This window comes from Pseudomonas plecoglossicida NBRC 103162 = DSM 15088 (assembly GCF_000730665.1).
GTDB classification, from domain to species: Bacteria; Pseudomonadota; Gammaproteobacteria; order Pseudomonadales; family Pseudomonadaceae; genus Aquipseudomonas; species Aquipseudomonas plecoglossicida.
In genome coordinates this window covers 167030-188913 of the sequence record NZ_BBIV01000010.1, presented here as the reverse complement: position 1 = coordinate 188913, position 21884 = coordinate 167030, and the positions used below count along the sequence as shown (strand labels likewise).

The 21884-nt window shown below is 63.6% G+C and carries 16 protein-coding genes; 12 read left to right on the top strand and 4 right to left on the bottom strand.

Annotation, left to right across the window (positions count from 1 at the left end; genetic code table 11):
- Positions 1 to 125: 125 nt before the first annotated feature.
- Positions 126 to 4079, bottom strand: a complete 3954-nt coding sequence (gene putA, locus PPL01S_RS08070) for a trifunctional transcriptional regulator/proline dehydrogenase/L-glutamate gamma-semialdehyde dehydrogenase (RefSeq protein WP_028625480.1) — start codon at positions 4077 to 4079, stop codon at positions 126 to 128.
- 356 nt (positions 4080 to 4435) lie between these two features.
- On the opposite strand from putA, the gene putP reads away from it, so the two are divergent.
- Complete coding sequence (putP, locus tag PPL01S_RS08065) at positions 4436 to 5914, top strand: sodium/proline symporter PutP (RefSeq protein WP_028625481.1); 1479 nt, start codon at positions 4436 to 4438, stop codon at positions 5912 to 5914.
- 47 nt (positions 5915 to 5961) lie between these two features.
- Here putP and PPL01S_RS08060 read toward each other — a convergent pair whose 3' ends face one another.
- The gene (locus PPL01S_RS08060; protein WP_016395293.1) at positions 5962 to 6228 is read right to left on the bottom strand and encodes a hypothetical protein; all 267 of its coding nucleotides are present in this window, start codon (positions 6226 to 6228) and stop codon (positions 5962 to 5964) included.
- Positions 6229 to 6378: 150 nt separating this feature from the next.
- Here PPL01S_RS08060 and PPL01S_RS08055 point away from each other — a divergent pair, with 150 nt between their 5' ends.
- From PPL01S_RS08055 to PPL01S_RS08020, 8 genes are all read left to right on the top strand, one after another.
- Positions 6379 to 7215 (top strand): 23S rRNA (adenine(2030)-N(6))-methyltransferase RlmJ, encoded by an 837-nt coding sequence (locus PPL01S_RS08055; protein ID WP_016395292.1) that lies wholly within the window; start codon positions 6379 to 6381, stop codon positions 7213 to 7215.
- A 184-nt stretch (positions 7216 to 7399) separates the two neighbouring features.
- The gene (locus tag PPL01S_RS08050) at positions 7400 to 9157 is read left to right on the top strand and encodes a carbamoyltransferase family protein (RefSeq protein ID WP_016395291.1); all 1758 of its coding nucleotides are present in this window, start codon (positions 7400 to 7402) and stop codon (positions 9155 to 9157) included.
- Complete coding sequence (locus PPL01S_RS08045) at positions 9141 to 10271, top strand: glycosyltransferase (protein WP_016395290.1); 1131 nt, start codon at positions 9141 to 9143, stop codon at positions 10269 to 10271. The genes PPL01S_RS08050 and PPL01S_RS08045 overlap by 17 nt, the downstream gene beginning before the upstream one ends.
- Positions 10271 to 11167, top strand: a complete 897-nt coding sequence (locus PPL01S_RS08040) for an antimicrobial resistance protein Mig-14 (RefSeq protein ID WP_016395289.1) — start codon at positions 10271 to 10273, stop codon at positions 11165 to 11167. Before PPL01S_RS08045 ends, PPL01S_RS08040 begins: the two co-directional genes overlap by 1 nt.
- Positions 11164 to 12567: a PIG-L deacetylase family protein gene (locus tag PPL01S_RS08035; protein WP_028625482.1), complete on the top strand. Its 1404-nt coding sequence runs from the start codon at positions 11164 to 11166 to the stop codon at positions 12565 to 12567. The genes PPL01S_RS08040 and PPL01S_RS08035 overlap by 4 nt, the downstream gene beginning before the upstream one ends.
- A gap of 45 nt (positions 12568 to 12612) precedes the next feature.
- Positions 12613 to 13569: a glycosyltransferase family protein gene (locus tag PPL01S_RS08030; RefSeq protein WP_016395287.1), complete on the top strand. Its 957-nt coding sequence runs from the start codon at positions 12613 to 12615 to the stop codon at positions 13567 to 13569.
- Between the two features lie 67 nt (positions 13570 to 13636).
- On the top strand, positions 13637 to 14410 hold the full coding sequence (locus PPL01S_RS08025; protein WP_016395286.1) for a glycosyltransferase family 2 protein: 774 nt from the start codon (positions 13637 to 13639) through the stop codon (positions 14408 to 14410).
- Between the two features lie 45 nt (positions 14411 to 14455).
- Positions 14456 to 15547, top strand: coding sequence for a glycosyltransferase (locus tag PPL01S_RS08020; RefSeq protein ID WP_016395285.1), 1092 nt, complete (start codon positions 14456 to 14458; stop codon positions 15545 to 15547).
- Positions 15548 to 15550: 3 nt separating this feature from the next.
- Here PPL01S_RS08020 and PPL01S_RS08015 read toward each other — a convergent pair whose 3' ends face one another.
- A complete protein-coding gene (locus tag PPL01S_RS08015) occupies positions 15551 to 16156 on the bottom strand; it encodes a BUD32 family EKC/KEOPS complex subunit (protein ID WP_016395284.1) in 606 nt (201 codons plus the stop codon).
- 98 nt (positions 16157 to 16254) lie between these two features.
- Here PPL01S_RS08015 and PPL01S_RS08010 point away from each other — a divergent pair, with 98 nt between their 5' ends.
- The 3 genes from PPL01S_RS08010 to hldE all read left to right on the top strand — a co-directional run bounded on the left by PPL01S_RS08010 (position 16255) and on the right by hldE (position 20806).
- Complete coding sequence (locus tag PPL01S_RS08010) at positions 16255 to 17430, top strand: O-antigen ligase family protein (RefSeq protein ID WP_016395283.1); 1176 nt, start codon at positions 16255 to 16257, stop codon at positions 17428 to 17430.
- 15 nt (positions 17431 to 17445) lie between these two features.
- Positions 17446 to 19254, top strand: a complete 1809-nt coding sequence (msbA, locus tag PPL01S_RS08005) for a lipid A export permease/ATP-binding protein MsbA (RefSeq protein ID WP_016395282.1) — start codon at positions 17446 to 17448, stop codon at positions 19252 to 19254.
- Positions 19255 to 19384: 130 nt separating this feature from the next.
- Positions 19385 to 20806: a bifunctional D-glycero-beta-D-manno-heptose-7-phosphate kinase/D-glycero-beta-D-manno-heptose 1-phosphate adenylyltransferase HldE gene (gene hldE, locus PPL01S_RS08000; RefSeq protein WP_016395281.1), complete on the top strand. Its 1422-nt coding sequence runs from the start codon at positions 19385 to 19387 to the stop codon at positions 20804 to 20806.
- 70 nt (positions 20807 to 20876) lie between these two features.
- Here hldE and PPL01S_RS07995 read toward each other — a convergent pair whose 3' ends face one another.
- Positions 20877 to 21845, bottom strand: coding sequence for a hypothetical protein (locus PPL01S_RS07995; protein WP_028625483.1), 969 nt, complete (start codon positions 21843 to 21845; stop codon positions 20877 to 20879).
- Between the last annotated feature and the right edge of the window lie 39 nt (positions 21846 to 21884).

The window sequence follows — 21884 nt, the reverse complement described above, 5'->3', positions numbered from 1 at the left end:
GCTCGCGATGCGCCGCGCGGGCGGCGCTCGATCTCACCGGCGCTGCAATACCCAAGACAAGCGCCCGCATCCCACACAAAAAAAGGAGAGCCTAAGCTCTCCTCCTTCTTCAACAACCCTCAGCCTCAGCCAATGGTCATCAGGCTGGCGTTCCCCCCCGCCGCAGCGGTATTCACGCTCACCGCCCGCTCGATCACCAACCGCTCCAGGGCAATCTGGTGATCCCCGCTGGACAGCCCGTGCACGCCAACGATCGCCCCGGCTCGCTTGGCCACCTGTTGGCAAACGCCGCGCAGCTGGTCCGAGTCGCCATGGTGGATCACGGCGTCAAACGCCACTTCATCCTTGTTCCAGTCCGCCACCAGCTTGACCTTGGCCTGCAGCTCCTTCGGCAGGCGAGCGCGCAGGGCTTTGCCCGGCTCTGCATCGGCCCACACCGCCGAGCTGCCGACGGCCAGCACGGCTGCGAACTGCGCCAGCAGGTCAGCCTCGTTGTCGGCCAGGCACAGCACGTGCTCGCGCGGCAGGATGGTGTAGCTGTTGCGCTCACCGGTCGGGCCTGGCAGCAGTCGGGCGATGCCGCTTTGCGATTGGCTGGCGAACTGGCTGCACAGCGCGGCCAGGTCGGCCAGCTGGTTGCTCTCGGCCCAGGCCTTCAGGCCATGCAGCGGCTTGACCAGTTGCTCGTGCAGGGTGCGGTCCGGCTTGCCTTCGCCGTCCTGATGCTGGAAGTGACGGCCAATCGCGTCGGCCGGACGGGTCGACAGCAGGCGGTACAGGTACAGCGGACCGCCGGCTTTCGGGCCGGTGCCAGACAGGCCTTCACCGCCGAACGGCTGCACGCCCACCACCGCACCGACGATGTTGCGGTTGACGTACATGTTGCCGGCGTTGGCATGCTCCACCACCTTGGCGATGGTCTCGTCGATGCGGGTGTGCACGCCGAGGGTCAGGCCGTAGCCGGAGTTGTTGATCTGCTCGATCAACTGGTCGAGGTTGCGGCGGTTGTAACGCACCACGTGCAGTACCGGGCCGAAGATCTCGCGCTTGAGTTCGTCGAAGCTGTCCAGCTCGATCAGGGTCGGCATGACGAAGGTGCCGCGCTTGACCTCGGCAGCATCGGCGATGGCCACCTGATAGACCGAGCGGCCTTTCTCGCGCATGCCCTGGATGTGCTTCTCGATGCCGGCCTTGGCTTCGGCGTCGATCACCGGGCCGATGTCCACGGCCAGGCGGTCCGGGTTGCCCAGGCGGCTTTCGGCCATGGCACCCTTGAGCATTTCGATCACGCGGTCGGCCGAGTCTTCCTGCAGGCACAGCACGCGCAGGGCAGAGCAACGCTGGCCGGCACTGTCGAAGGCCGAGGACACCACGTCGATCACCACCTGCTCGGTCAGCGCCGAGGAGTCGACGATCATCGCGTTCTGGCCGCCGGTTTCGGCGATCAGCGGGATCGGGCGGCCCTGGTTGTCCAGGCGGCCGGCGACATTGCGCTGCAGCAGGCGGGCCACTTCGGTGGAACCGGTGAACATCACACCCTTCACGCGCTCGTCGCCGACAAGGCCGGCACCGACGGTTTCGCCGCGGCCTGGCAGCAATTGCAGGACGCCTTCCGGGATGCCCGCTTCGAGCAGCAGGCGCACGGCCTGGGCGGCGATCAGCGGGGTCTGCTCGGCCGGCTTGGCCAATACCGGGTTGGCGGCGGCCAGGGCAGCGGCCACCTGGCCGGTGAAGATCGCCAGCGGGAAGTTCCACGGGCTGATGCACACCACCGGGCCCAGCGGGCGGTGGGCGTCGTTGCTGAAGTCGTTGCGTGCCTGCACCGCGTAGTAACGCAGGAAGTCGACGGCCTCGCGCACTTCGGCGATGGCGTTGGCGAAGGTTTTGCCGGCTTCGCGGATGAGCAGGCCCATCAGCGGCTGGATTTCGGCTTCCATCAGGTCGGCGGTGCGCTCCAGAATGGCGGCGCGCTCGGCTGGCGGGGTGGCCTGCCAGATCGGGGCGGCATTCAGCGCGCACTGGATGGCGTTGTCGACGTCGGCGACAGTGGCTTCCTGAACGTGGCCCACCACATCGCGATGGTCGGCCGGGTTAAGTACCGGGGCGGCGGCGGCTTCGCTGGCGGCGCAGGCCAGCAGCGGGGCGGCTTTCCAGTCATTGTGGGCGGTGGCCAGCATGGCGCAGGACAGCGACGCCAGGCGGTGTTCGTTGGCCATGTCGATACCGGCCGAGTTGGCCCGCTCGCTGCCGTACAGGTCGCGCGGCAGAGGGATGCGCGGGTGCGGCAGGCCGATGCTGCCTTCCTGGGTGCCCATGCGCTCGATGCTGACGACCGGGTCGGCGACCAGTTCCTGGATGGAAATCGAGTGGTCGGCGATACGGTTGACGAACGAGGTGTTGGCGCCGTTTTCCAGCAGGCGGCGGACCAGGTAGGCCAGCAGGGTTTCGTGGGTGCCGACCGGTGCGTACACGCGGCACGGGCGGTTCAGCTTGCCTTCGGAGACCTTGCCCACGACTTGTTCGTACAGCGGCTCACCCATGCCGTGCAGGCATTGGAACTCGTACTGGCCTGGGTAATAGTTCTGGCCGGCAATGTGGTAGATGGCCGACAGTGTGTGGGCGTTGTGCGTGGCGAACTGCGGGTAGATGGCTTCTGGTACCGCCAGCAGTTTGCGTGCACAGGCGACGTAGGAAACGTCGGTGTACACCTTGCGGGTATAGACCGGATAGCCTTCCAGGCCTTCGACCTGGGCGCGCTTGATCTCGCTGTCCCAGTAGGCGCCCTTCACCAGGCGGATCATCAGGCGGTGGCGGCTGCGCTTGGCCAGGTCGATGACGTAGTCGATCACATACGGGCAACGCTTCTGGTAGGCCTGGATGACGAAGCCGATACCGTTCCAGCCGGCCAGCGACGGTTCGAAGCACAGGCGCTCGAGCAGATCGAGGGACAGCTCCAGGCGGTCGGCTTCTTCGGCGTCGATGTTCAGGCCGATGTCGTACTGCTTGGCCAGCAGGGTCAGCGACAGCAGGCGCGGGTACAGCTCTTCCATCACGCGCTCGTACTGGGCGCGGCTGTAGCGCGGGTGCAGGGCCGACAGCTTGATCGAGATGCCCGGGCCTTCATAGATGCCGCGGCCGTGGGAGGCCTTGCCGATCGAGTGGATCGCCTGCTCGTAGGAGGCCAGGTATTTCTGTGCGTCGTGCTCGGTCAGTGCGGCTTCGCCGAGCATGTCGTAGGAATAGCGGAAACCCTTGGATTCGAAGCGGCTGGCATTGGCCAGGGCTTCGGCGATGGTTTCGCCGGTGACGAACTGCTCGCCCATCAGGCGCATGGCCATGTCGACGCCCTTGCGGATCATCGGCTCGCCGCTCTTGCCGATGATGCGGGTGAGCGAGGAGGTGAGGCCGGATTCGTTGTGCGTGGAGACCAGCTTGCCGGTCAGCAGCAGGCCCCAGGTGGCGGCGTTGACGAACAGCGATGGGCTGTTGCCCAGGTGCGGCTGCCAGTTGCCGGTGCTGATCTTGTCGCGGATCAGGGCATCACGGGTGCCTTTGTCGGGGATGCGCAGCAGGGCTTCGGCCAGGCACATCAGGGCGACGCCTTCCTGGGACGACAGCGAGAATTCCTGCAGCAGGCCCTGAACGATACCGGCACGGCCACCGGCGCTCTTCTGGTTACGCAGTTTTTCGGCGAGGCCCGCGGCCATCTTGTTGGTGGCCTCTGCCAGCGGTGCGCTCAGGCGCGCCTGCTCCAGCAGCATCGGCACCACTTCCTGCTCGGGGCGGCGGTAGGCGGCGGTGATGGACGAACGCAGCACCGACTGCGGCAGGATGCTTTCGGCAAATTCCAGGAAGCACGGGTGGCTGTGGTCCGGCTGCACTTCACCAGCCTCTTCGGCGACGCTGCTGGCATGACCGTTGAGTTCGGTCAGGGTGGCACCACCCTCGAGCTTCTCCAGGTAGTTGAAGATCGCTTGCTTGATCAACCAGTGCGGCGTGCGGTCGATGGACTGCGCAGCGGCCTTGAGTCGCTCACGGGTCGGGTCGTCAAGTTTGACCCCAAGGGTGGTCGTCGCCATTTCTTATCCTCATTGTTGCCACGGGCGTGGCCTAAGCTGGCGTCAAGAGTATCTGTAGGACAATTCGGGTGCAACCAGGTGCAACCCGATTTTTATCTGCAAAAGGTGCAACTCGTCTGGCGATATTTCGTACAGGGCAAATCCGTACTTTTTCAGTGCGTTTTCTTATGAAAGTGGCCCCCTTTGCTCCAAAAAGAAGCAAAAAAAGTATTATTTCTGAAAAAGCACGGCCGGGTGCAACTTGCAAATGAAAAATGGTTGCACCTTCTTTGCGTTGTTGCATAGGATTCGCCGCCTGGGTGCAACCGTCTCGCTACGGGTGCGCATGAGATAAAAACAAACGCCAGGGCACACGCATGGGCAATCCACTAACGATCACTTTCGTGATCTACATCGCGGCAATGGTGCTGATCGGCTTCGCCGCCTATCGCTCCACCAACAACCTTTCCGACTACATCCTGGGCGGACGCAGCCTGGGTAGCGTAGTCACCGCGCTTTCCGCCGGTGCTTCCGACATGAGTGGCTGGCTGCTGATGGGCCTGCCGGGCGCCATCTACTTCTCTGGCCTGTCCGAAGCCTGGATCGCCATCGGCCTGACGGTCGGTGCCTATCTCAACTGGCTGTTCGTCGCCGGCCGCCTGCGCGTGCAGACCGAGCACAATGGCGATGCGCTGACCCTGCCGGACTACTTCTCCAGCCGCTTCGAAGACACCAGCGGTCTGCTGCGGATCATCTCGGCCATCGTCATCCTGGTGTTCTTCACCATTTATTGCGCTTCCGGCATCGTTGCCGGTGCCCGTCTGTTCGAGAGCACCTTCGGCATGCCATACGAGACCGCACTGTGGGCAGGCGCTGCGGCGACCATCGCCTACACCTTCGTCGGTGGTTTCCTGGCGGTCAGCTGGACCGACACCGTGCAGGCCTCGCTGATGATCTTCGCGCTGATCCTCACGCCGATCATCGTGCTGATCTCCACCGGCGGTTTCGACACCACCTTCCTGGCCATCGAAGCGCAGAACCCTGCCTACTTCGACATGTTCAAGGGTGCGACCTTCATCGGCATCATCTCGTTGATGGGTTGGGGCCTGGGCTACTTCGGTCAGCCGCACATCCTGGCGCGTTTCATGGCCGCCGACTCGGTGAAGTCGATCGCCAATGCTCGTCGCATCTCCATGACCTGGATGATCCTGTGCCTGGCCGGTACCTGTGCCGTGGGCTTCTTCGGTATCGCCTACTTCTCGGCGCACCCTGAGCTGGCGGGCCCGGTCACCGAGAACCACGAGCGTGTGTTCATCGAGCTGGCAAAAATCCTGTTCAACCCGTGGGTTGCCGGTGTGCTGCTGTCGGCCATCCTGGCGGCGGTGATGAGCACCCTGAGCTGCCAGCTGCTGGTGTGCTCCAGTGCGCTGACAGAAGACTTCTACAAGTCGTTCCTGCGCAAGAACGCCTCCCAGGGCGAGCTGGTCTGGGTCGGTCGCCTGATGGTGCTGGCCGTGGCCCTGATCGCCATCGCCATGGCTGCCAACCCGGAAAACCGCGTGCTGGGCCTGGTGGCCTACGCCTGGGCCGGCTTCGGTGCCGCCTTCGGTCCGGTGGTGCTGATTTCGGTGCTGTGGAAGGGCATGACCCGCAACGGCGCGCTGGCCGGTATCGTGGTGGGTGCGCTGACGGTGATCCTGTGGAAGAACTTCGACACCCTCGGGCTGTACGAAATCATCCCGGGCTTCCTGTTCGCCAGTATCGCTATCGTGGTGGTGAGCAAGCTGGGCAGCCCGTCGCAAGCGATGGTGCAGCGCTTCGAAACGGCTGATGCGGCGTATCACGCCGACAAGTGATGCCTTGCGAGCCGGCGGCAGGGTCTGCCGCCGGCCGTATGCCGGGGTTACAGCGTGATCCCGAACTTCAGGCGGGTCGCTTCGAACGCCTTGTCTTCCCTTGGGCGGATCAGGGCGTCATAGTTCCCCGGGGCGCAGTCTTCCAGGGTGACTTCCCAGGTTTCATTGCCAGAGGAAGGCACTACCAGTTCATCGGTCTTGCCGGTTGGCCTGGTCAGTTCCAGAACGGCACTGTAAGGAATGTTGATGATGCCCAGGGTTCCGTGAAGCCTGGCTGTCGTTCCGTTCTTGTCCAGCTGGATGGAAGCTTTCATTGCATGTGCTCCTGCTTGAATGGAGGCATGAGTGTCAAGGTGTCGGGTGGATCAAGGGACCTGGAATTGGTCCCGTGCCATGACTGTCGACTGCCGTACCTGACGCCGTCTTCGTGACAAGGTAAACTTGCTGCCCCCGCAGGAGTTGCCATGAACTATCGTCACGCCTTCCACGCCGGCAACCACGCCGACGTCCTCAAGCACATCGTGCTGACCCGCCTCATCGCCCTGATGTCGCGCAAGGAGCAGCCGTTCGCCTATATCGACACCCACGCCGGCCTCGGTCTGTACGATCTGCAAGGCGATCAGGCGACCCGTACCGGTGAATACCTCGAAGGTGTCGCGCGCCTGTGGAACCGTGATGACCTGCCGGCGATGGCCGCCGACTACCTGCGTATCATCAAGCGCCTCAATGCCGATGGCGAGCTGCGCTACTACCCGGGCTCGCCCGAGCTGGCCCGTCGCCTGATGCGTCAGCAGGACCGTGCGCTGCTGAACGAAAAGCACCCTGAAGACGGCCCGCTGCTCAAGGAAAACATGAAGAAGGACCCACGCGTCGTGGTCCATCTGGGCGAGGGTTGGCACGTGCCGCGGGCGCTGCTGCCGGTGCCGGAAAAGCGCGCGATCATGCTGATCGACCCACCCTTCGAGCAGGCCGATGAGCTCAAGCGCTGCACCACGTCGATGAAAGAGGCGATCGGTCGCATGCGCCAGACCGTCGCGGCCATCTGGTACCCGATCAAGGATCAGCGCTCGCTGACCCGTTTCTACCAGGACCTGACCAGCACCGGCGCACCCAAGCTGCTGCGTGTGGAGCTCTATGTGCATCACCAGGACAGCCCGCAGGGCCTCAATGGCTCGGGCCTGGCCATCGCCAACCCGCCATGGGGGCTGGAGGATGAGCTCAAGGAGCTGCTGCCGTGGCTGGCCAAGGAGCTGGCGCAGACGGCGGGCAGCTACCGGATGGACTGGCTGATCGCTGAGTAAGCGGTTGCCTGCACTGGCCCTATCGCCGGCAAGCCAGCTCCTACAGGTGCGGCGCTGTCCCTGTGGGAGCCGGCTTGCCGGCGATAGGGTCAGTTGGAATTGTTTGCGTTATAATCTCGCCCTTTAGCCGCCACCCGCCCACGAGGCCGCTGGCGCATCTCTACCGAATGAAGAGGCTAAACCCTTGGCATTGACGATTCTTGGCCTGTCCGGCGCCCTTAGCCATGACCCTTCCGCGGCCCTGTACATCGACGGCAAGCTGATTGCCGCCGCCGAAGAAGAGCGCTTCGTGCGTGACAAGCATGCGAAGAACCGCATGCCCTACGAGTCGGCGAAGTTCTGCCTGGAGCAGGCAGGCATCAAACCGTCCGATGTCGACGTGGTCGCCATCCCGTTCGCGCCGATCAGCCTGTTCGGCAAAGCCCGCTGGCACTACGCCAAGCGCTACTGGTACGCCCCGGATCGCGCCCTCGACGCCATCCTGATGGGCAACCGTCGCTACAAGCGCTACCGCAAGAAGATCGTCTGGTGCCTGGAGCAACTCGGCTTCGACCCGAAAAAGGTCAAGATCGAGCCGGTCGAGCACCACCTGGCCCACGCTTCCAGCGCGTATCACTGCTCCGGCTTCAAGGAGAAGACCGCGATCCTCGGCATCGACGGCAAGGGCGAGTACGCCACGACCTTCTTCGGCTACGGCGAGAACGGCAAGATCCACAAGATCAAGGAGTTCTTCGACCCGGATTCGTTGGGCGGCCTGTATGGCGCGATCACCGAATTCCTCGGTTTCGAGATGCTCGACGGCGAGTTCAAGGTCATGGGCATGGCGCCTTACGGCGATGCCAGCAAGTATGATTTCTCGCGCCTGGCCAGTTTCGAGAACGGCGAGTTGGTGATCAACACCGAGTACGCCAACGTGATCGGCCTGCGCCGCTATAAAGAGAAGGGCAAGGGCTTCTACTTCTCGCCGAAGCTGATCGAATGGCTGGGCCCCAAGCGCGAAGGCGATATCGCCGACGAGCCTTACATTCACTATGCGGCCAGCATGCAGGCACTGTTCGAGAAGCTGGCCCTGCAGATGATCGACCACTACCTGGGCGACACCCTGCGTGAAACCGGCAAGCTGGCGTTCGCTGGCGGCTGCGCGCTGAACGTCAAGCTCAACCAGAAGATCATCGCCCGTTCCGATGTGAAGGAGCTGTTCGTCCAGCCGGCCTCCGGCGACGCCGGTACCGCTGTCGGTGCCGCCGCCTATGTGTCCCACGCCCGTGGCGTACCGGTCGAGAAGATGGAGCACGTCTACCTCGGCCCGTCGTACTCCAACGAGGACGTGATCGCCGCCTGCGCCCGTCACCCGAACCAGCCGAAGTGGCGCAAGCTCGACAACATGCCGCAGCAGATCGCCAGGATCATGGTCGACGGCAACCCGGTGGCCTGGTTCCAGGGGCGCATGGAGTTCGGCCCGCGCGCCCTGGGTGGCCGCTCGATCATCGGCTGCCCGAGCGTCGAAGGCGTGGCGGACCGCATCAACCACCAGATCAAGTTCCGCGAGCGCTGGAGACCTTTCTGCCCGTCGATGCTCGACACCGTCGCCCCGCAGATGATCAAGGTCGATCATCCGGCGCCGTTCATGACCTTCACCTTCGAAGTGGCTGAAGAGTGGAAGACGCGTGTGCCCGAAGTGGTCCACGAGGATGGTACCTCCCGTGCCCAGGTACTCAAGCGCGAGTACAACCCGCGCTACTACGACATGATGAAGGCGCTCGAAGACCTGACCGGCAACGGTGTGTCGCTGAACACCTCGCTCAACCGTCGCGGCGAGCCGATGATCTGCTCGCCGACCGATGCCCTGAACATGTTCTTCGGCTCAGACCTGCAATACCTGATCATGGAAGACATCTTGGTCGTGAAGGACGGTGCGGCCGCCTATGACCAGCCGCTCTGAACCGCGCGTCCTGCAGTTCTGCCATGGCTATGACGGGCCATTCCTCGACTGCGCCCGTCAGTACGCCAGCCTGTTCCAGGGCAGCGGCTACAAGGTCACCACGGTCTTTCTCACCGGCGCCAGCGACCCGCAGGTCGCGGCCGGCTGTGCGTCGGACGAGGTGCTGTTCCTGGAGTTCAGCTCCAAGGCGGTGCGTGGCCTGAAGCTTGGTGCCATCCGCGCCTTGCGGCGGATCGCGGCCGAGCGCAACTTCATCTTTTGCATCGCTCACCGGTTCAAGCCGATCTACGTGGCCTTGCTGGGTACCGACTTGCCGGTGATCGGCGTGCACCATGCCTTCGGCGACTACCAGCGCAAGGGGCGGCGGTTGTTCGCCAATCTGTTCGGTAAACGTTTGAGCCTGCTCGGCGTGTCCGATGCGGTACGAGACGACATGCGCCGCTGCCTGCCGCAGTGGCCCGCCGAACGTATCCAGACGCTGTACAACCGCATCGACATCGAGGCCCTGCAAGCGGCGCTGGTGCCCCGCGCCGAAGCGCGCCAGGCCTTGGGGCTGGACGCGCAGGCCTGGGTGGTCGGCAACGTCGGGCGCCTGCACCCGGACAAGGATCAGGCCACCCTGCTGCGAGGTTTTGCCCAGGCATTGCCCACGCTTCCTGAAGGGGCGCGCCTGGCGATCCTCGGCAAAGGGCGCCTGGAAGACCAGCTCAAGGCCCAAGCTGTGCAGCTCGGCATCGCCGGGCAGGTCGATTTTCTCGGCCAGGTCCCCGATGCCCGCCGTTATTTCCAGGCGTTCGACGTGTTTGCCCTGAGTTCCGACCATGAGCCGTTCGGCATGGTGCTGCTCGAAGCGATGGTCGCCGGCGTGCCGCTGCTGGCCACGGCATGCGGCGGTGCGCGCGAGGTAGTCGAGGGCGTGGGCATGCTGTTCCCGCTCGGCGACGCCGGGCAGCTGGCCCAGGGCCTCAAGCACATGGCCGAACTGGATGCGCAGCAGCGCGAGGCATGCTCCACGCACATGTTGCAACGCCTGCAACAGCGCTTCTCCGATCAGGCTGTGCGCGAGGCCTTCTGGCAATTGCCACAGGTTCGCGCGTTGGTGGATCAGGCGTGATGCTCAATCATATCCAAGCCTTCCGCGAGCGCGGTTGGCAGGTCATCGATGCCGCCACTTATGCCGAGGCCTGGGCGCGCTTTGGCGGCAGCGTCGCGACGCATCCGCTGGTGGTCGAACAGCTCGCCGAGCTTGCGCAGATTCCCGTGCGCCACCTGGGCTGGCATCAGGCCGGTGTGCTGAAGGCGGCCATTCCTGCCTGGGGGCGCCATCTGGCGCTGTCCAAGGAAGTGCTCAAGCGCGCTGGCAAGAAGGGCCTGTTCGATCTGGGCAATGCCGAGATTCTCCTGCCGGCCGCTGCCGACGCTGCGGCACCCTTGCGCCATGCCGGGCGCTATCTGTCTGAACTGAACCAGGGGCGTTTCACGGGCCTCAAGGCGCAGAAAGAGCAACTGGCCATGGCCAGGGCGCCTGAAGACCTGTCGAAGAAATTCCGCTACAACCAGCGCCGCGAGTTGCGCTTGCTGGAAGAGGCGGGCGGTGTGGTGCGCCCGATCAGCGACTTCAGTGCCCGCCAGATCGCAGCCATGTACCTTGACCTGTTCCAGCGTCGCTGGGGTTTCGCGGCGACGGGGGCCGAGCGCATGGCCGACGTGCTCGAACGCTTGCGCGAACTGCTGATCGGCTCGGTGTTGATGCTCGACGACAAGCCAATCGCCATTCAGCTGGTGTACCGGGTCGAAGCGCCGGAGTGGATCAGCGTCGAATACATCAACGGTGGCGTCGACCCCGAAACCAAGGCCTTCAGCCCCGGTAGCGTGCTGAGCTTCCTCAATACCCAGGCTGCCTGGGAGGACGCCCGCGCGCGCAACAAACCACTTCGGTTCTCGTTCGGTCGTGCCGACCGCGAATACAAGGACCGTTGGTGCAACCCTGTACCGGTGTTCCAGGCGTGAGTCGCAAGCAGCAGTTGCTCAAGCGCCACCGGCGCAACAAGCGCCTGGGCCTGCTGGCAGGCCTGGTCGCGCTGGTTTGCCTGGGCGTTTTTGCCTGGTGGTGGCTGCCGCTGTTGTTGCTGCCGTTGCTATGGGCGGCCCACGAGGCATGGTTTGCCGATCACCTGTTCTATGCGCCGAATGAAGATTACGTCTACCACTTTGGCGACCAGACCCGTGAAAGTCCCGTCAGCTGGCGTGACGGGCGGCTCAAGGCAGATGCGTTGCTGCAGGGTGATGAAACCCTGATTCTCGAGGTGCGGCTGAAGAGCGGGTGGCTTGGGCGGTTTCTCGACCCTTGTGTACACCTGCTCGCCGACCCGCTTGGCGATCGCCAGACGTTCGAGCGTGGCGTCGACGGCGTGCGCTTTCTCAACCTGACCGGGCTGGCCGCCCCCCTGCAGGCAGGGACGTTGAGTCTGCGGGGGCGCCATTGCCGGTTGTTGGGCGAGCCACGGCTGTGGATAACACCCAGCGTCGAGTTGCAGCGGCGTCGCGTGATGGTCATCGCTCCCCATGCCGACGATGCCGAATTGGCAGCCTACGGCTTGTACAGCCAGGCTGACGAAGCCTGGGTGATCACCCTGACCGCTGGTGAAATCGAAGCCGAGCACTATCGGCAGATGGGTCTGGGTGAAGCCGAGGCAGCCCGTCTGAAGGGGCGCCTGCGCGCCTGGGACAGCATTGCCGTGCCGCGCTGGGCTGGCGTGCCGGAATCGCGTTGCCTGCAGTTGGGCTACTTCTGCCTGCAATTGCCCGCCATGCAGGCCGCCCCGGATGTGCCGGCGGCGTCGCGCGAGGCCGACATGGCCGATATCCGCCCGTTCCGCCAGTTCAATCCATTCCCGCTGCCGGCCGATAGCGATGGTGCGCCGACCTGGCACAACCTGCTGGCTGACCTGCGCGCGTTGCTGGAGCTGGCCAGGCCTGAGGTGCTGGTCATGCCGCACCCGCAGCTCGACCCGCACCCTGACCATCTCTGTGCCCAGGCCGCCGTGCTCGAAGCCCTGCAAGGGCTGCAATGGCAGCCGCAGACGTTGCTGTGCTACGCCAATCACTTGCACGACAATGATCGCTGGCCAATGGGCGATAGCGGTGATGGGGTGGCCTTGCCGCCGCAGATGACGGCCGGGCAGGCGTGGGCGCCATGTGCGCGGGTGCTGGATCTGCCGACCCAGCGCGACAAGGCCATGGCCCTGGGCATGATGCACGACCTGCAGCCCCCGGCGCCGTTCAAGCGGCGCCTGCGTCGCCTGTTGCAGCGCTGGCTGGCCGGGCGTCGCCCGTCGCCTTACGGGGAGAACGAGTTCTTCCGCAAGGCCGTGCGCCGCCATGAACTGTTCTGGTGCCGTGAACTGTAACAACCCATGGTTGACCGCGAAGGCGCCGAGCGCCCAAGGAAAGCAATGAAAGTCCTATTTCTGGTGCAGAAGGAACAGCGGGCCATCCTCGATCGCCTGTACGACGGCGTCGCGGCCAACTGTGAATGCGACTTGCGCTGGTTGACCAGCGAAGACCAGCGCAACCTGCGCCGCTATTTCAAGCGTGAAGTACAGGTCGAGCGCTATGACCGCATCGTCTTCTTCCTGCGCTTCAAGCAGGAGATTCGTCAGGTCGCGTTCATCCGTACCGTGCCGAACCTGGTCATCCTCGAGCACGATGCCTACCAGAATTACATCCCGTGCAAGTACACCGGCAAGTTCAGCGCGCACTACCGCAAGTTGCCGTGGGCGCGGGTCATCAGCTCCGGCTACATGGTCAGCGAACGCCTGCGTCAGGAGGGCTTCGACGCCGTGTTCGTGCCCAAGGGCTACGACGAACGACTGCTCACCGACCAGGGCCGCGAGCGTGATATCGAACTGGCCTTCGTCGGCAGTACCAACAGCGTCGCCTATAGCGGGCGCAAGGCGCTGCTGGACGAACTGGGGTGTGTCGAGAACCTGGTGGTCACCCGCACCAAGTCGGGTGAGGACTACTGCAATACCCTCAACCGTATCCAGTTTTTCGTCAGTGCCGATGTCGGCATGGGCGAGTACATGATCAAGAACTTCGAAGCCATGGCCTGCGGCTGTGTGCTGCTGGCGTTCGACCAGGGCGAGGAGGAGAATCGCGCCCTCGGCCTGCAGGACATGCGTAACGTGGTCTTCTACGACAGCATTCCTACCCTGCAGGCTAAGCTGAAAACTTTGCGCGGCGATCCTGCGCTGGCGCGGCAAATTGCGGAAAACGGGCGCCATCTGGCAATTTCCCGTTTCAGTTTTGCCGAAGTTGGCCGTAGCATCGTCGACCACATGCGCCCGGCACTGAGGCCGCATCCACCGCTGTCTGCATGGCAGCGGTTGCGGTTGAAGTTGGGTTTTTAACCAACAGAACTTTCGTGCTCACGGATGGGGAACGGGAAGTCGATTGTCGCAACGCGGAGGGAGTCCGGTGCGCTTTTCTGAAGAAAGTGACGTCACGCTTGTCGTGACCAGCTGCGGTCGATTCGACCTGCTCAAGGAAACCCTTGAGAGTTTCGATCGCTTTAACACCGCGCCGATACGTGAGGTATTCATTACCGAAGACTCGGGGGACGATGCCGTGCACGGTGCCGTGCCCGAGCATTGGAAACCGCATTGCACGGTATTCGTCAACCGCCCCAAGCTCGGGCAGTTGCCGTCCATCGACCTGGCCTACAGCCGGGTCAGGACGCCCTACATCTTCCATTGCGAAGATGACTGGCAATTCTACCGCCAGGCGTTCGTGGAGGACTCGAGGGCGGTGCTGCAGGAGTGCCCCGACCTGCTGCAGGTCTGGCTGCGCAGCTACGCCCATGACCTGGCTATCCACAGCCCCTACATCCACCTGGGTGATCGCCAGATCATCGCCGGGGTGCCATGCTACCCACTGCTTTCGGAGAAAGCCGAGTGGCAGGCGTTTTCGCTCAACCCGGGCTTGCGCCGCCTGAGTGATTACCAACGCTGTGCGCCTTTTGCCGCCTATTCGGGTGAAAAGGCACTGTCCCGCCGCTATGCTGAGTTAAATCTGACAGCCGTGACGCTGGAAGGTGATGCAGTATTGCACACGGGCTTTGGCAGCCACGTCACCTTGCCCGAAGAGGTTCGACGCAAGGCCAAACGGCGCCACAGGGATCGGGTGAAGCTGGCAATGACGCTGCTTTTGGGTGCCTTGGTAGGCATGGGAATATCTTTATTTGTTCACTGACTTCGATGTCCCACCTGGCGTGAGCGGGAGAGGGGCACTAACCCCATGAACATCGTCAACATGATGTGGGCGGGCGGTTCGCCGTATATGTCCATTCACCAGGTTCACCGGCAGGTGTTGTCGCATGCCGGCGCCGATGCCTGCATCAGCAACTGGCTGCTGCTGGGCAGTGGCCTGAGCTGCGGGTTGGGCTCCACGCGTGAATGGCACATGCCGCAGCGGGTGCTGAAAGGGCGTCATCTTTGGCGCCTGTTGCGGCCCTGGCTGCGCCTGCGCCTGCGCAAGGCGCTGGCCGAAGCCGATGTCGATGTGCTGCTGCTGGACGGTGTCGGCGTTGCCCGCCTGGTCCTGCCATTGCTGCAGCAGATTCCTGACGTGCGGGCAAAGGTGTTGTTCCATGGCCGGACCCGCCTGCATGCCAGCGACATTCGCCTGTTGAGCGCATTGCCCGCCGAACGCCTGAGCATTGCCGCGGTTTCGCAGACGCTTGCCCAGGCGCTGGAGCACGATCTCGGTCGGCCGGTTCAGGCACTGCGTATCGCCCTCGAGCCTGAAGCCTTCCGTCGCTCCTTGATGAGCCGCGAGCAGGCGCGACAGTCGCTGGGCCTGCCGCAAACCTGCCGGCAGGTGCTTGGCGCCGTCGGTCGGTTGGTGGAGAGCAAAGGGTTCGAGATCTTGATCGAGGCGTTCGCCAAAGGTTCTGGTCGGCATCCGCACATGCACCTGGCGATCATCGGCGACGGCCCGATGCGCGCTGGCCTGCAGGCACGTGTCGGCGCACTGGGGCTGACCGATCGCGTGCACTTGTGCGGTTACCGCGATGACCTGCGGCAGCTGTACTGTGCATTCGACTGGTTGCTGGTGCCATCGCGCGCCGAGGGGCTGGGCCTGGTGGTGCAGGAGGCAGTGATGGCTGACGTGCCGGTGATCTGCAGTGATCTGCCGGTGTTCCACGAGCAGCTCGAAGGGGCTGGTTGCTATCTGCCGGTTGCCGACCTGGAAGCCTGGGCCGAAGCGATCGCGCGTTGCGATGCCTGCGAAGCGGCGACCCTGGCTGCCCGTCAGCGCGAGGCGCTGGCACCGGAGGCAGCCTGGCGGGCGTTTCAGGATGGTTCGGCGAGCCTGCTGCGCGGCTGAGGCTCAGCGCGTCAGCAGGGCCGCCTCGAAGTCGGCGAGGGGGAAGCGGTCGCCAAGCTTCTCCCGTTCGATGTAACGCACCATGTGCTGGACATTTCGCCGAATCATGCGGGCAGAGAGGGGCGGGCGCAGGAAACGCATGTCCGCGACGTCGATCAGACCCAGTTGCTCGTCAGGTGTTACCACCACATTGCCCAGGTGCAGCGAGCGGAAATAGATGCCGCTACGGTGCAACTGGCGAATCAGTTCGACCAGGCGGGGCAGGTAGGTGGCCCAACTGAACCCGGCATCGCGAGACATCTGCAGCAGCGTGCGCCCTGGAAGCGGGCGGTAGAGCACGGCGGTACGGCCTGGCAGGTCGAGCTTGTGCTGGCTGATCACCTCCAGCGTAGGGATGCCCAATTGCGCAAGCCGCGCCGCATTGTCGACGAAGCGCTGGGAGTAAGGGCGTATCAGCGCAGATGAAATCAGTCGCTTGCGACGAAAAACCTTGAGGAAATTACCATCGCCAAGGAGGTAGACTTTGGCGCCATGGCTGTCTGCCTCTAGAACCTGGGCACCACGTGTCAGCTGATCGAAGTCGACCTGGTTGAGCCGGGAGCATTGCATGAATTGAGCCTTGTCGTCTGGCGAGCAAAATGACCGCAATAATGCCGAAAATAATGCGGTAGCACCATGACGGTGTCTTTGATTGACTGGGGGAATGGATGTTGTACGAAAAAAGCTGGGCGCGGGCATGGTTGGGGTTGGGTCTGGTTTGGTTCGTGGCGGCGATTGCCTTGGCGCCGAGCAACAAGATTTATCAACAAGGCCTGATCCTGTTCTTGTGGCTACCAACCCTGGTCCTTGCATGGTCGGCGCGTGCGGTATACATGGAAGCGTTGCGCCGTCAGCCGGCGCTGTGGGGCGCGCTGCTGTCATTGATGGTGTGGTCGGGGCTAACGCTTGTCTGGTCGACTGTGGTCGAGCCCGGGCGCGAGGTGAAACGCCTGGTCTATATCCTGGTGTTTCTAATGGCGTTTCCGTTGCTGGCTCAGGCGGGCCTTGTGCGCATTCGCCACTTGTTGCAGATCGGTGGCGGCTTGCTGGCCATTGCCGCGCTGATCTCGATCGTCAAATTCTATTTCCTGCAAGGTAATCCATTGCTTGGTCGACTGCAGGGCATGGGTGAAATCTCCCACCCGATTCTCGGTGCCTATGTCGTTGGCGCGGCATTACTGTTGCTGCTCTACCAATTGCCTCACCAGCGTCCTGCCCAGCTCGTCTGGGTACTGGCGCTGGCCTGCCTGGGCGCGTTCGTCATACTCAGCCAGAGCCGCGGTGCGGTGGTGTCGCTATTGGTGACCCTGCTGCTCGCGCCGCTTTGGTTCCGTGACCGCCACAGCCGGATGATTGCACTAGTGGCGGTGATGGTTACCTGCCTGGCCTTTTACCTGGCCTTTGACCTGATCACTTCGCGTGGGTCCTCTTACCGACCGGAAATCTTCCGGGCGGCCTTGCAGATGATTGGCACGCACCCCTGGACTGGGCTGGGCTTGGGCGCTGAGTACGACGTAAAGGCGGTGGGCAAGCTGTTCGACCACTCGCACAACATGTTCACCCATGTGGCGGTGGAGCTTGGCCTGCCTGGCATGCTGTTGTGGGTCGCGACCTGGCTGTTCACCCTGGGCGAAATCGTCCGTGCCCGGCGTACCGTGCTTGGCAAGATCCTGCTTGGGCTGTGGCTCTACTCCACCATGGCCATGCAGTTCGACGCCGCCAGCCTGACCGCGACCCCGCGTGCCGAGTGGTTCGTCAGCTGGCTGACGGTCGGTCTGGCCATGTTGTTGCCATGGGGGCGTGCCGAAAATGACGCCTGTGGTAAAATTTCCGGTTCAACCTGAACAGCGAGCTCGATGATGGCCGAAACACCGCTACCGGCGGAGCACACCTCCAGCCTGAAGATCTACTTCCGGCTGCTGAGCTACGTGAAACCCTATGTCGGCATTTTCCTGCTGAGCATCGTCGGTTTCGTGATCTTTGCCTCGACCCAGCCGATGCTGGCCGGGATCCTCAAGTATTTCGTCGATGGCCTGAGCAACCCCGAGGCGGTGCTGTTCCCCCACGTGCCGTACTTGCGCGACCTGCAACTGCTGCAGGCGGTGCCGCTGCTGATCATCCTGATCGCCGCCTGGCAGGGGCTGGGGTCGTTCCTGGGGAACTACTTTCTGGCCAAGGTCTCCTTGTGCCTGGTGCACGACCTGCGCGTCGAGTTGTTCAACAAGCTGCTGGTCCTGCCCAACCGCTACTTCGACAACCACAACTCCGGGCACCTGATCTCGCGCATCACCTTCAACGTGACCATGGTCACCGGCGCCGCGACCGACGCGATCAAGGTGGTCATCCGCGAAGGCCTGACAGTGGTGTTCCTGTTTGCCTACCTGCTGTGGATGAACTGGCACCTGACGTTGGTGATGGTCGCCATCCTGCCGGTGATCGCGGTGATGGTCAGCGTCGCCAGCAAGAAATTCCGCAAGCAGAGCAAGAAGATCCAGGTCGCCATGGGCGATGTCACCCATGTCGCGTCCGAGACCATCCAGGGTTACCGCGTGGTCCGCAGCTTCGGCGGCGAGGCCTACGAGGAGCAGCGCTTCAGTCGCGCCAGCCAGAGTAACACCGACAAGCAGCTGCGCATGACCAAGACCGGCTCGCTGTACACGCCGATGCTGCAGCTGGTGATCTACTCCGCCATGGCGGCGCTGATGTTCCTGGTGCTGTTCCTGCGCGGTGAATCCACGGCCGGCGACCTGGTGGCCTACATCACTGCGGCGGGCCTGCTGCCCAAGCCGATTCGCCAGCTTTCGGAAGTCAGCTCGACCATCCAGAAGGGCCTGGCCGGTGCCGAGAGCATCTTCGAGCAACTGGACGAGCAACCCGAGGTCGATACCGGCACGGTCGAGAAAGACCGCGTGCAGGGGCGTCTGGAAGTGCGCAACCTGAGCTTCACCTACCCGAACACCGAGCGCGAAGTGCTGAGCGATATCAGCTTCACCGCCGAGCCGGGGCAGATGATCGCCCTGGTCGGGCGCTCCGGTAGCGGCAAGTCGACCCTGGCGGCGTTGATCCCACGCTTCTACCACCACAACAAAGGGCAGATCCTGCTCGATGGCGTGGAGATCGAAGACTATCGCCTGCGCAACCTGCGCAAGCACGTGTCGCAGGTGACCCAGCATGTCACCCTGTTCAACGACACGGTGGCCAACAACATCGCCTATGGCGACCTGGCCGGCGCGCCGCGTGCGGACATCGAAGCGGCGGCGGCCGATGCCTATGCCAAGGAGTTCGTCGACAAGCTGCCCAAGGGCTTCGATACCGAAGTCGGCGAGAACGGCGTACTGCTTTCCGGTGGCCAGCGCCAGCGCCTGGCGATCGCCCGGGCATTGCTGAAGAACGCGCCTCTGCTGATTCTCGACGAGGCGACTTCGGCCCTGGATACCGAGTCCGAGCGCCACATCCAGGCTGCCCTTGACCACGTCATGCAAGGCCGTACCACATTGGTGATCGCTCACCGCCTGTCGACCATCGAGAAGGCTGACCAGATTCTGGTCATGGACCAGGGCCGCCTGGTGGAGCGCGGCACCCATGTCGAGCTCCTGGCAGCCAATGGCCATTATGCCCGCCTGCATGCCATGGGCCTGGATGAGCCGGCCAAGGCCGATATCACCTGAGTCCTCCCTGATCGGGGCCATACGGCCCCGATTTTCATTGGAATGTTTCAGGGCTTGATCTGGCCATAAAGCCGTCGTCTACCCTGTGCTAATATCCTGCCCCTGTTCATTATTTTCATATGGGTTGCCCATGAAGTTGTCCATGCCGCGTTTCGATCAAGCCCCGGTACTGGTGGTCGGCGATGTCATGCTCGACCGCTACTGGCATGGCGGTACTTCGCGTATCTCGCCGGAAGCGCCAGTGCCGGTGGTCAAGGTCGATCAGATCGAGGATCGCCCAGGCGGCGCGGCCAACGTTGCCTTGAACATCGCCGCGCTGGGCGCACCGGCCTCGCTGATCGGCGTTACCGGCCAGGACGAGGCCGCCGACAGCCTCGCCAACAGCCTGCAGGCTGCCGGCGTGCGTTCGGTGTTCCAGCGCATCGCTCATCAGCCGACCATCGTCAAGCTGCGGGTCATGAGCCGTCACCAGCAACTGCTGCGCATCGATTTCGAAGAGCCGTTCGCCACCGACCCGCTGTCGCTTGGCGCGGAAGTCGACAGCCTGCTCGAAGGCGTCAAGGTGCTGGTCCTGTCTGACTACGGCAAGGGCGCACTGAGAAATCACCAGAGCCTGATCGAGGCGGCGCGTGCCAAGGGCATCCCGGTGCTGGCCGACCCCAAGGGCAAGGATTTCTCCATCTACCGTGGCGCCAGCCTGATCACCCCGAACCTCAGCGAGTTCGAAACCATCGTCGGCCGCTGCGCCGATGAAGCCGAGCTGGTGGCCAAGGGCCTGCAACTGCTGCAGGACCTGGACCTGGGGGCGCTGCTGGTGACCCGTGGCGAACATGGCATGACCCTGCTGCGCAGCGGTCAGCCGGCGCTGCACCTGCCGGCCCGCGCCCGCGAAGTGTTCGATGTGACCGGTGCCGGCGATACCGTCATCTCCACCTTGGCGGCCGCCATCGCCGCCGGTGAAGACCTGCCACACGCGGTTGCCCTGGCCAACCTGGCTGCGGGTATCGTGGTCGGCAAGCTGGGTACGGCGGCCATCAGTGCACCTGAGCTGCGCCGCGCAATCCAGCGCGAAGAAGGTTCCGAGCGTGGCGTGCTGGGGCTGGAGCAACTGCTGCTGGCCATTGATGACGCCCGTGCGCACAACGAGAAGATCGTGTTCACCAACGGCTGCTTCGACATCCTGCATGCCGGGCACGTGACTTACCTGGAGCAGGCGCGTGCACAAGGCGATCGGTTGATCGTCGCGGTCAACGACGATGCCTCGGTCAGCCGCCTGAAAGGCCCGGGCCGGCCGATCAACAGTGTCGACCGGCGCATGGCCGTGCTGGCTGGCCTGGGTGCGGTGGACTGGGTGATCAGCTTCCCGGAAGGTACCCCGGAGAACCTGCTGAGCCAGGTCAAGCCGGATGTACTGGTCAAGGGTGGCGACTATGGCATCGACCAGGTGGTGGGTGCCGATATCGTCCGCGCCTACGGCGGTACGGTGAAGGTGCTGGGTCTGGTCGAGAACAGCTCGACCACGGCGATTGTCGAGAAGATCCGCAAGAACTGATGTGCATGGGGCCGCTTTGCGGCCCATCGCCGGCTCGCCGGCGATTGGGCTGCGCAGCAGCCCCGACGGTTCACTTGTGAAGTGAGGTGCGCGCCCGCTCCAGCAACGCCCGCGCCTTGTCACCAAAGCGCTGCAGGTGCGAACCCGGCTCCGCCTTGCGCTCCACCAGCCCCTGCTGCTTCACCCAGTCCTTCCAGCGAATGCGCTCTTGCGAAACCACCCAGCCGCTCTGCCGGGCAAAACTCTCGGCCAGGTACAGCCCGCGGGTGCTCGCCGGCACCAGCTCGTCTTTCTTCAGCGTATACAGCTCCGCCAAAGGCTGACCGTCCTGCAGTGGCATCAGGTACAGGTCGGGTCGCTTGCGGTTGAGGCGGGCCACCAGTTGACCGCCCTCAAGGCGTTCATCGACGTGGAACAGGCTCAGCTTCTTCGCTTCCCTGGGCACTTGCAGGCGCATGTCGTAGATCAGCTGCAACGAGGCAGTGGGCAGGTGCACGTAGGCCCGTGGCCGCTCCAGCAGCATCAGGTTGCCGCAATGCACGGGCCGTGCAGCCCCCGATTGCGGCGTCAGCACGACTGGCAATGCCTCCCGGTAATGCAGGGCCGCCGCATAGGGGGCTGGCAGCCAGGTGTCGTTGAAACGCCCGCCCAGCCAGCCTTCCGGGGTTTCCAGCAGGCATTCCTCGGCCACTTCCTGAACGGCGGTATGCAGCGGTAGGTTGAGCTCCTGGGCGGGCACGTAGCCAGAAATCAGCTTGAGCACCACGTCGCCGCGGTCCTGGCGACGTTGCCGCACCAGCACCCAGTAGTCGCGCTGCTGCCAGTGCAAGGTCAAGCGCACCGAAACACCCAGGTTGGCCAGTTCCACCACGAAGCGCTGGTTGTCGGGCAACTGGATCGCCCGTCGCCGCTGTTGGGTCTGGGCAAAGTTCAACGGCATGCCGATGCTCTGGTAGACCAGGCCTTCGGCGGTGGCTTCGACATGCAGTGGCAGTGTCTTGAAGTTGCTCGGGTTCTTGCGGATCAGCGTACGCGGCACGAGGCTCCTCCTTGCGTCGGTCCAGTCGCCTGGCCCTAG

What these genes read in the sequence shown, in the direction of transcription:
- putA (WP_028625480.1), bottom strand. Translation starts at nt 4,079, where the DNA reads ATGGCGACGACCACCCTTGGGGTCAAACTTGACGACCCGACCCGTGAG.
- putP (WP_028625481.1), top strand. Translation starts at nt 4,436, where the DNA reads ATGGGCAATCCACTAACGATCACTTTCGTGATCTACATCGCGGCAATG.
- PPL01S_RS08060 (WP_016395293.1), bottom strand. Translation starts at nt 6,228, where the DNA reads ATGAAAGCTTCCATCCAGCTGGACAAGAACGGAACGACAGCCAGGCTT.
- PPL01S_RS08055 (WP_016395292.1), top strand. Translation starts at nt 6,379, where the DNA reads ATGAACTATCGTCACGCCTTCCACGCCGGCAACCACGCCGACGTCCTC.
- PPL01S_RS08045 (WP_016395290.1), top strand. Translation starts at nt 9,141, where the DNA reads ATGACCAGCCGCTCTGAACCGCGCGTCCTGCAGTTCTGCCATGGCTAT.
- PPL01S_RS08040 (WP_016395289.1), top strand. Translation starts at nt 10,271, where the DNA reads ATGCTCAATCATATCCAAGCCTTCCGCGAGCGCGGTTGGCAGGTCATC.
- PPL01S_RS08030 (WP_016395287.1), top strand. Translation starts at nt 12,613, where the DNA reads ATGAAAGTCCTATTTCTGGTGCAGAAGGAACAGCGGGCCATCCTCGAT.
- PPL01S_RS08020 (WP_016395285.1), top strand. Translation starts at nt 14,456, where the DNA reads ATGAACATCGTCAACATGATGTGGGCGGGCGGTTCGCCGTATATGTCC.
- PPL01S_RS08015 (WP_016395284.1), bottom strand. Translation starts at nt 16,156, where the DNA reads ATGCAATGCTCCCGGCTCAACCAGGTCGACTTCGATCAGCTGACACGT.
- PPL01S_RS08010 (WP_016395283.1), top strand. Translation starts at nt 16,255, where the DNA reads ATGTTGTACGAAAAAAGCTGGGCGCGGGCATGGTTGGGGTTGGGTCTG.
- msbA (WP_016395282.1), top strand. Translation starts at nt 17,446, where the DNA reads ATGGCCGAAACACCGCTACCGGCGGAGCACACCTCCAGCCTGAAGATC.
- hldE (WP_016395281.1), top strand. Translation starts at nt 19,385, where the DNA reads ATGAAGTTGTCCATGCCGCGTTTCGATCAAGCCCCGGTACTGGTGGTC.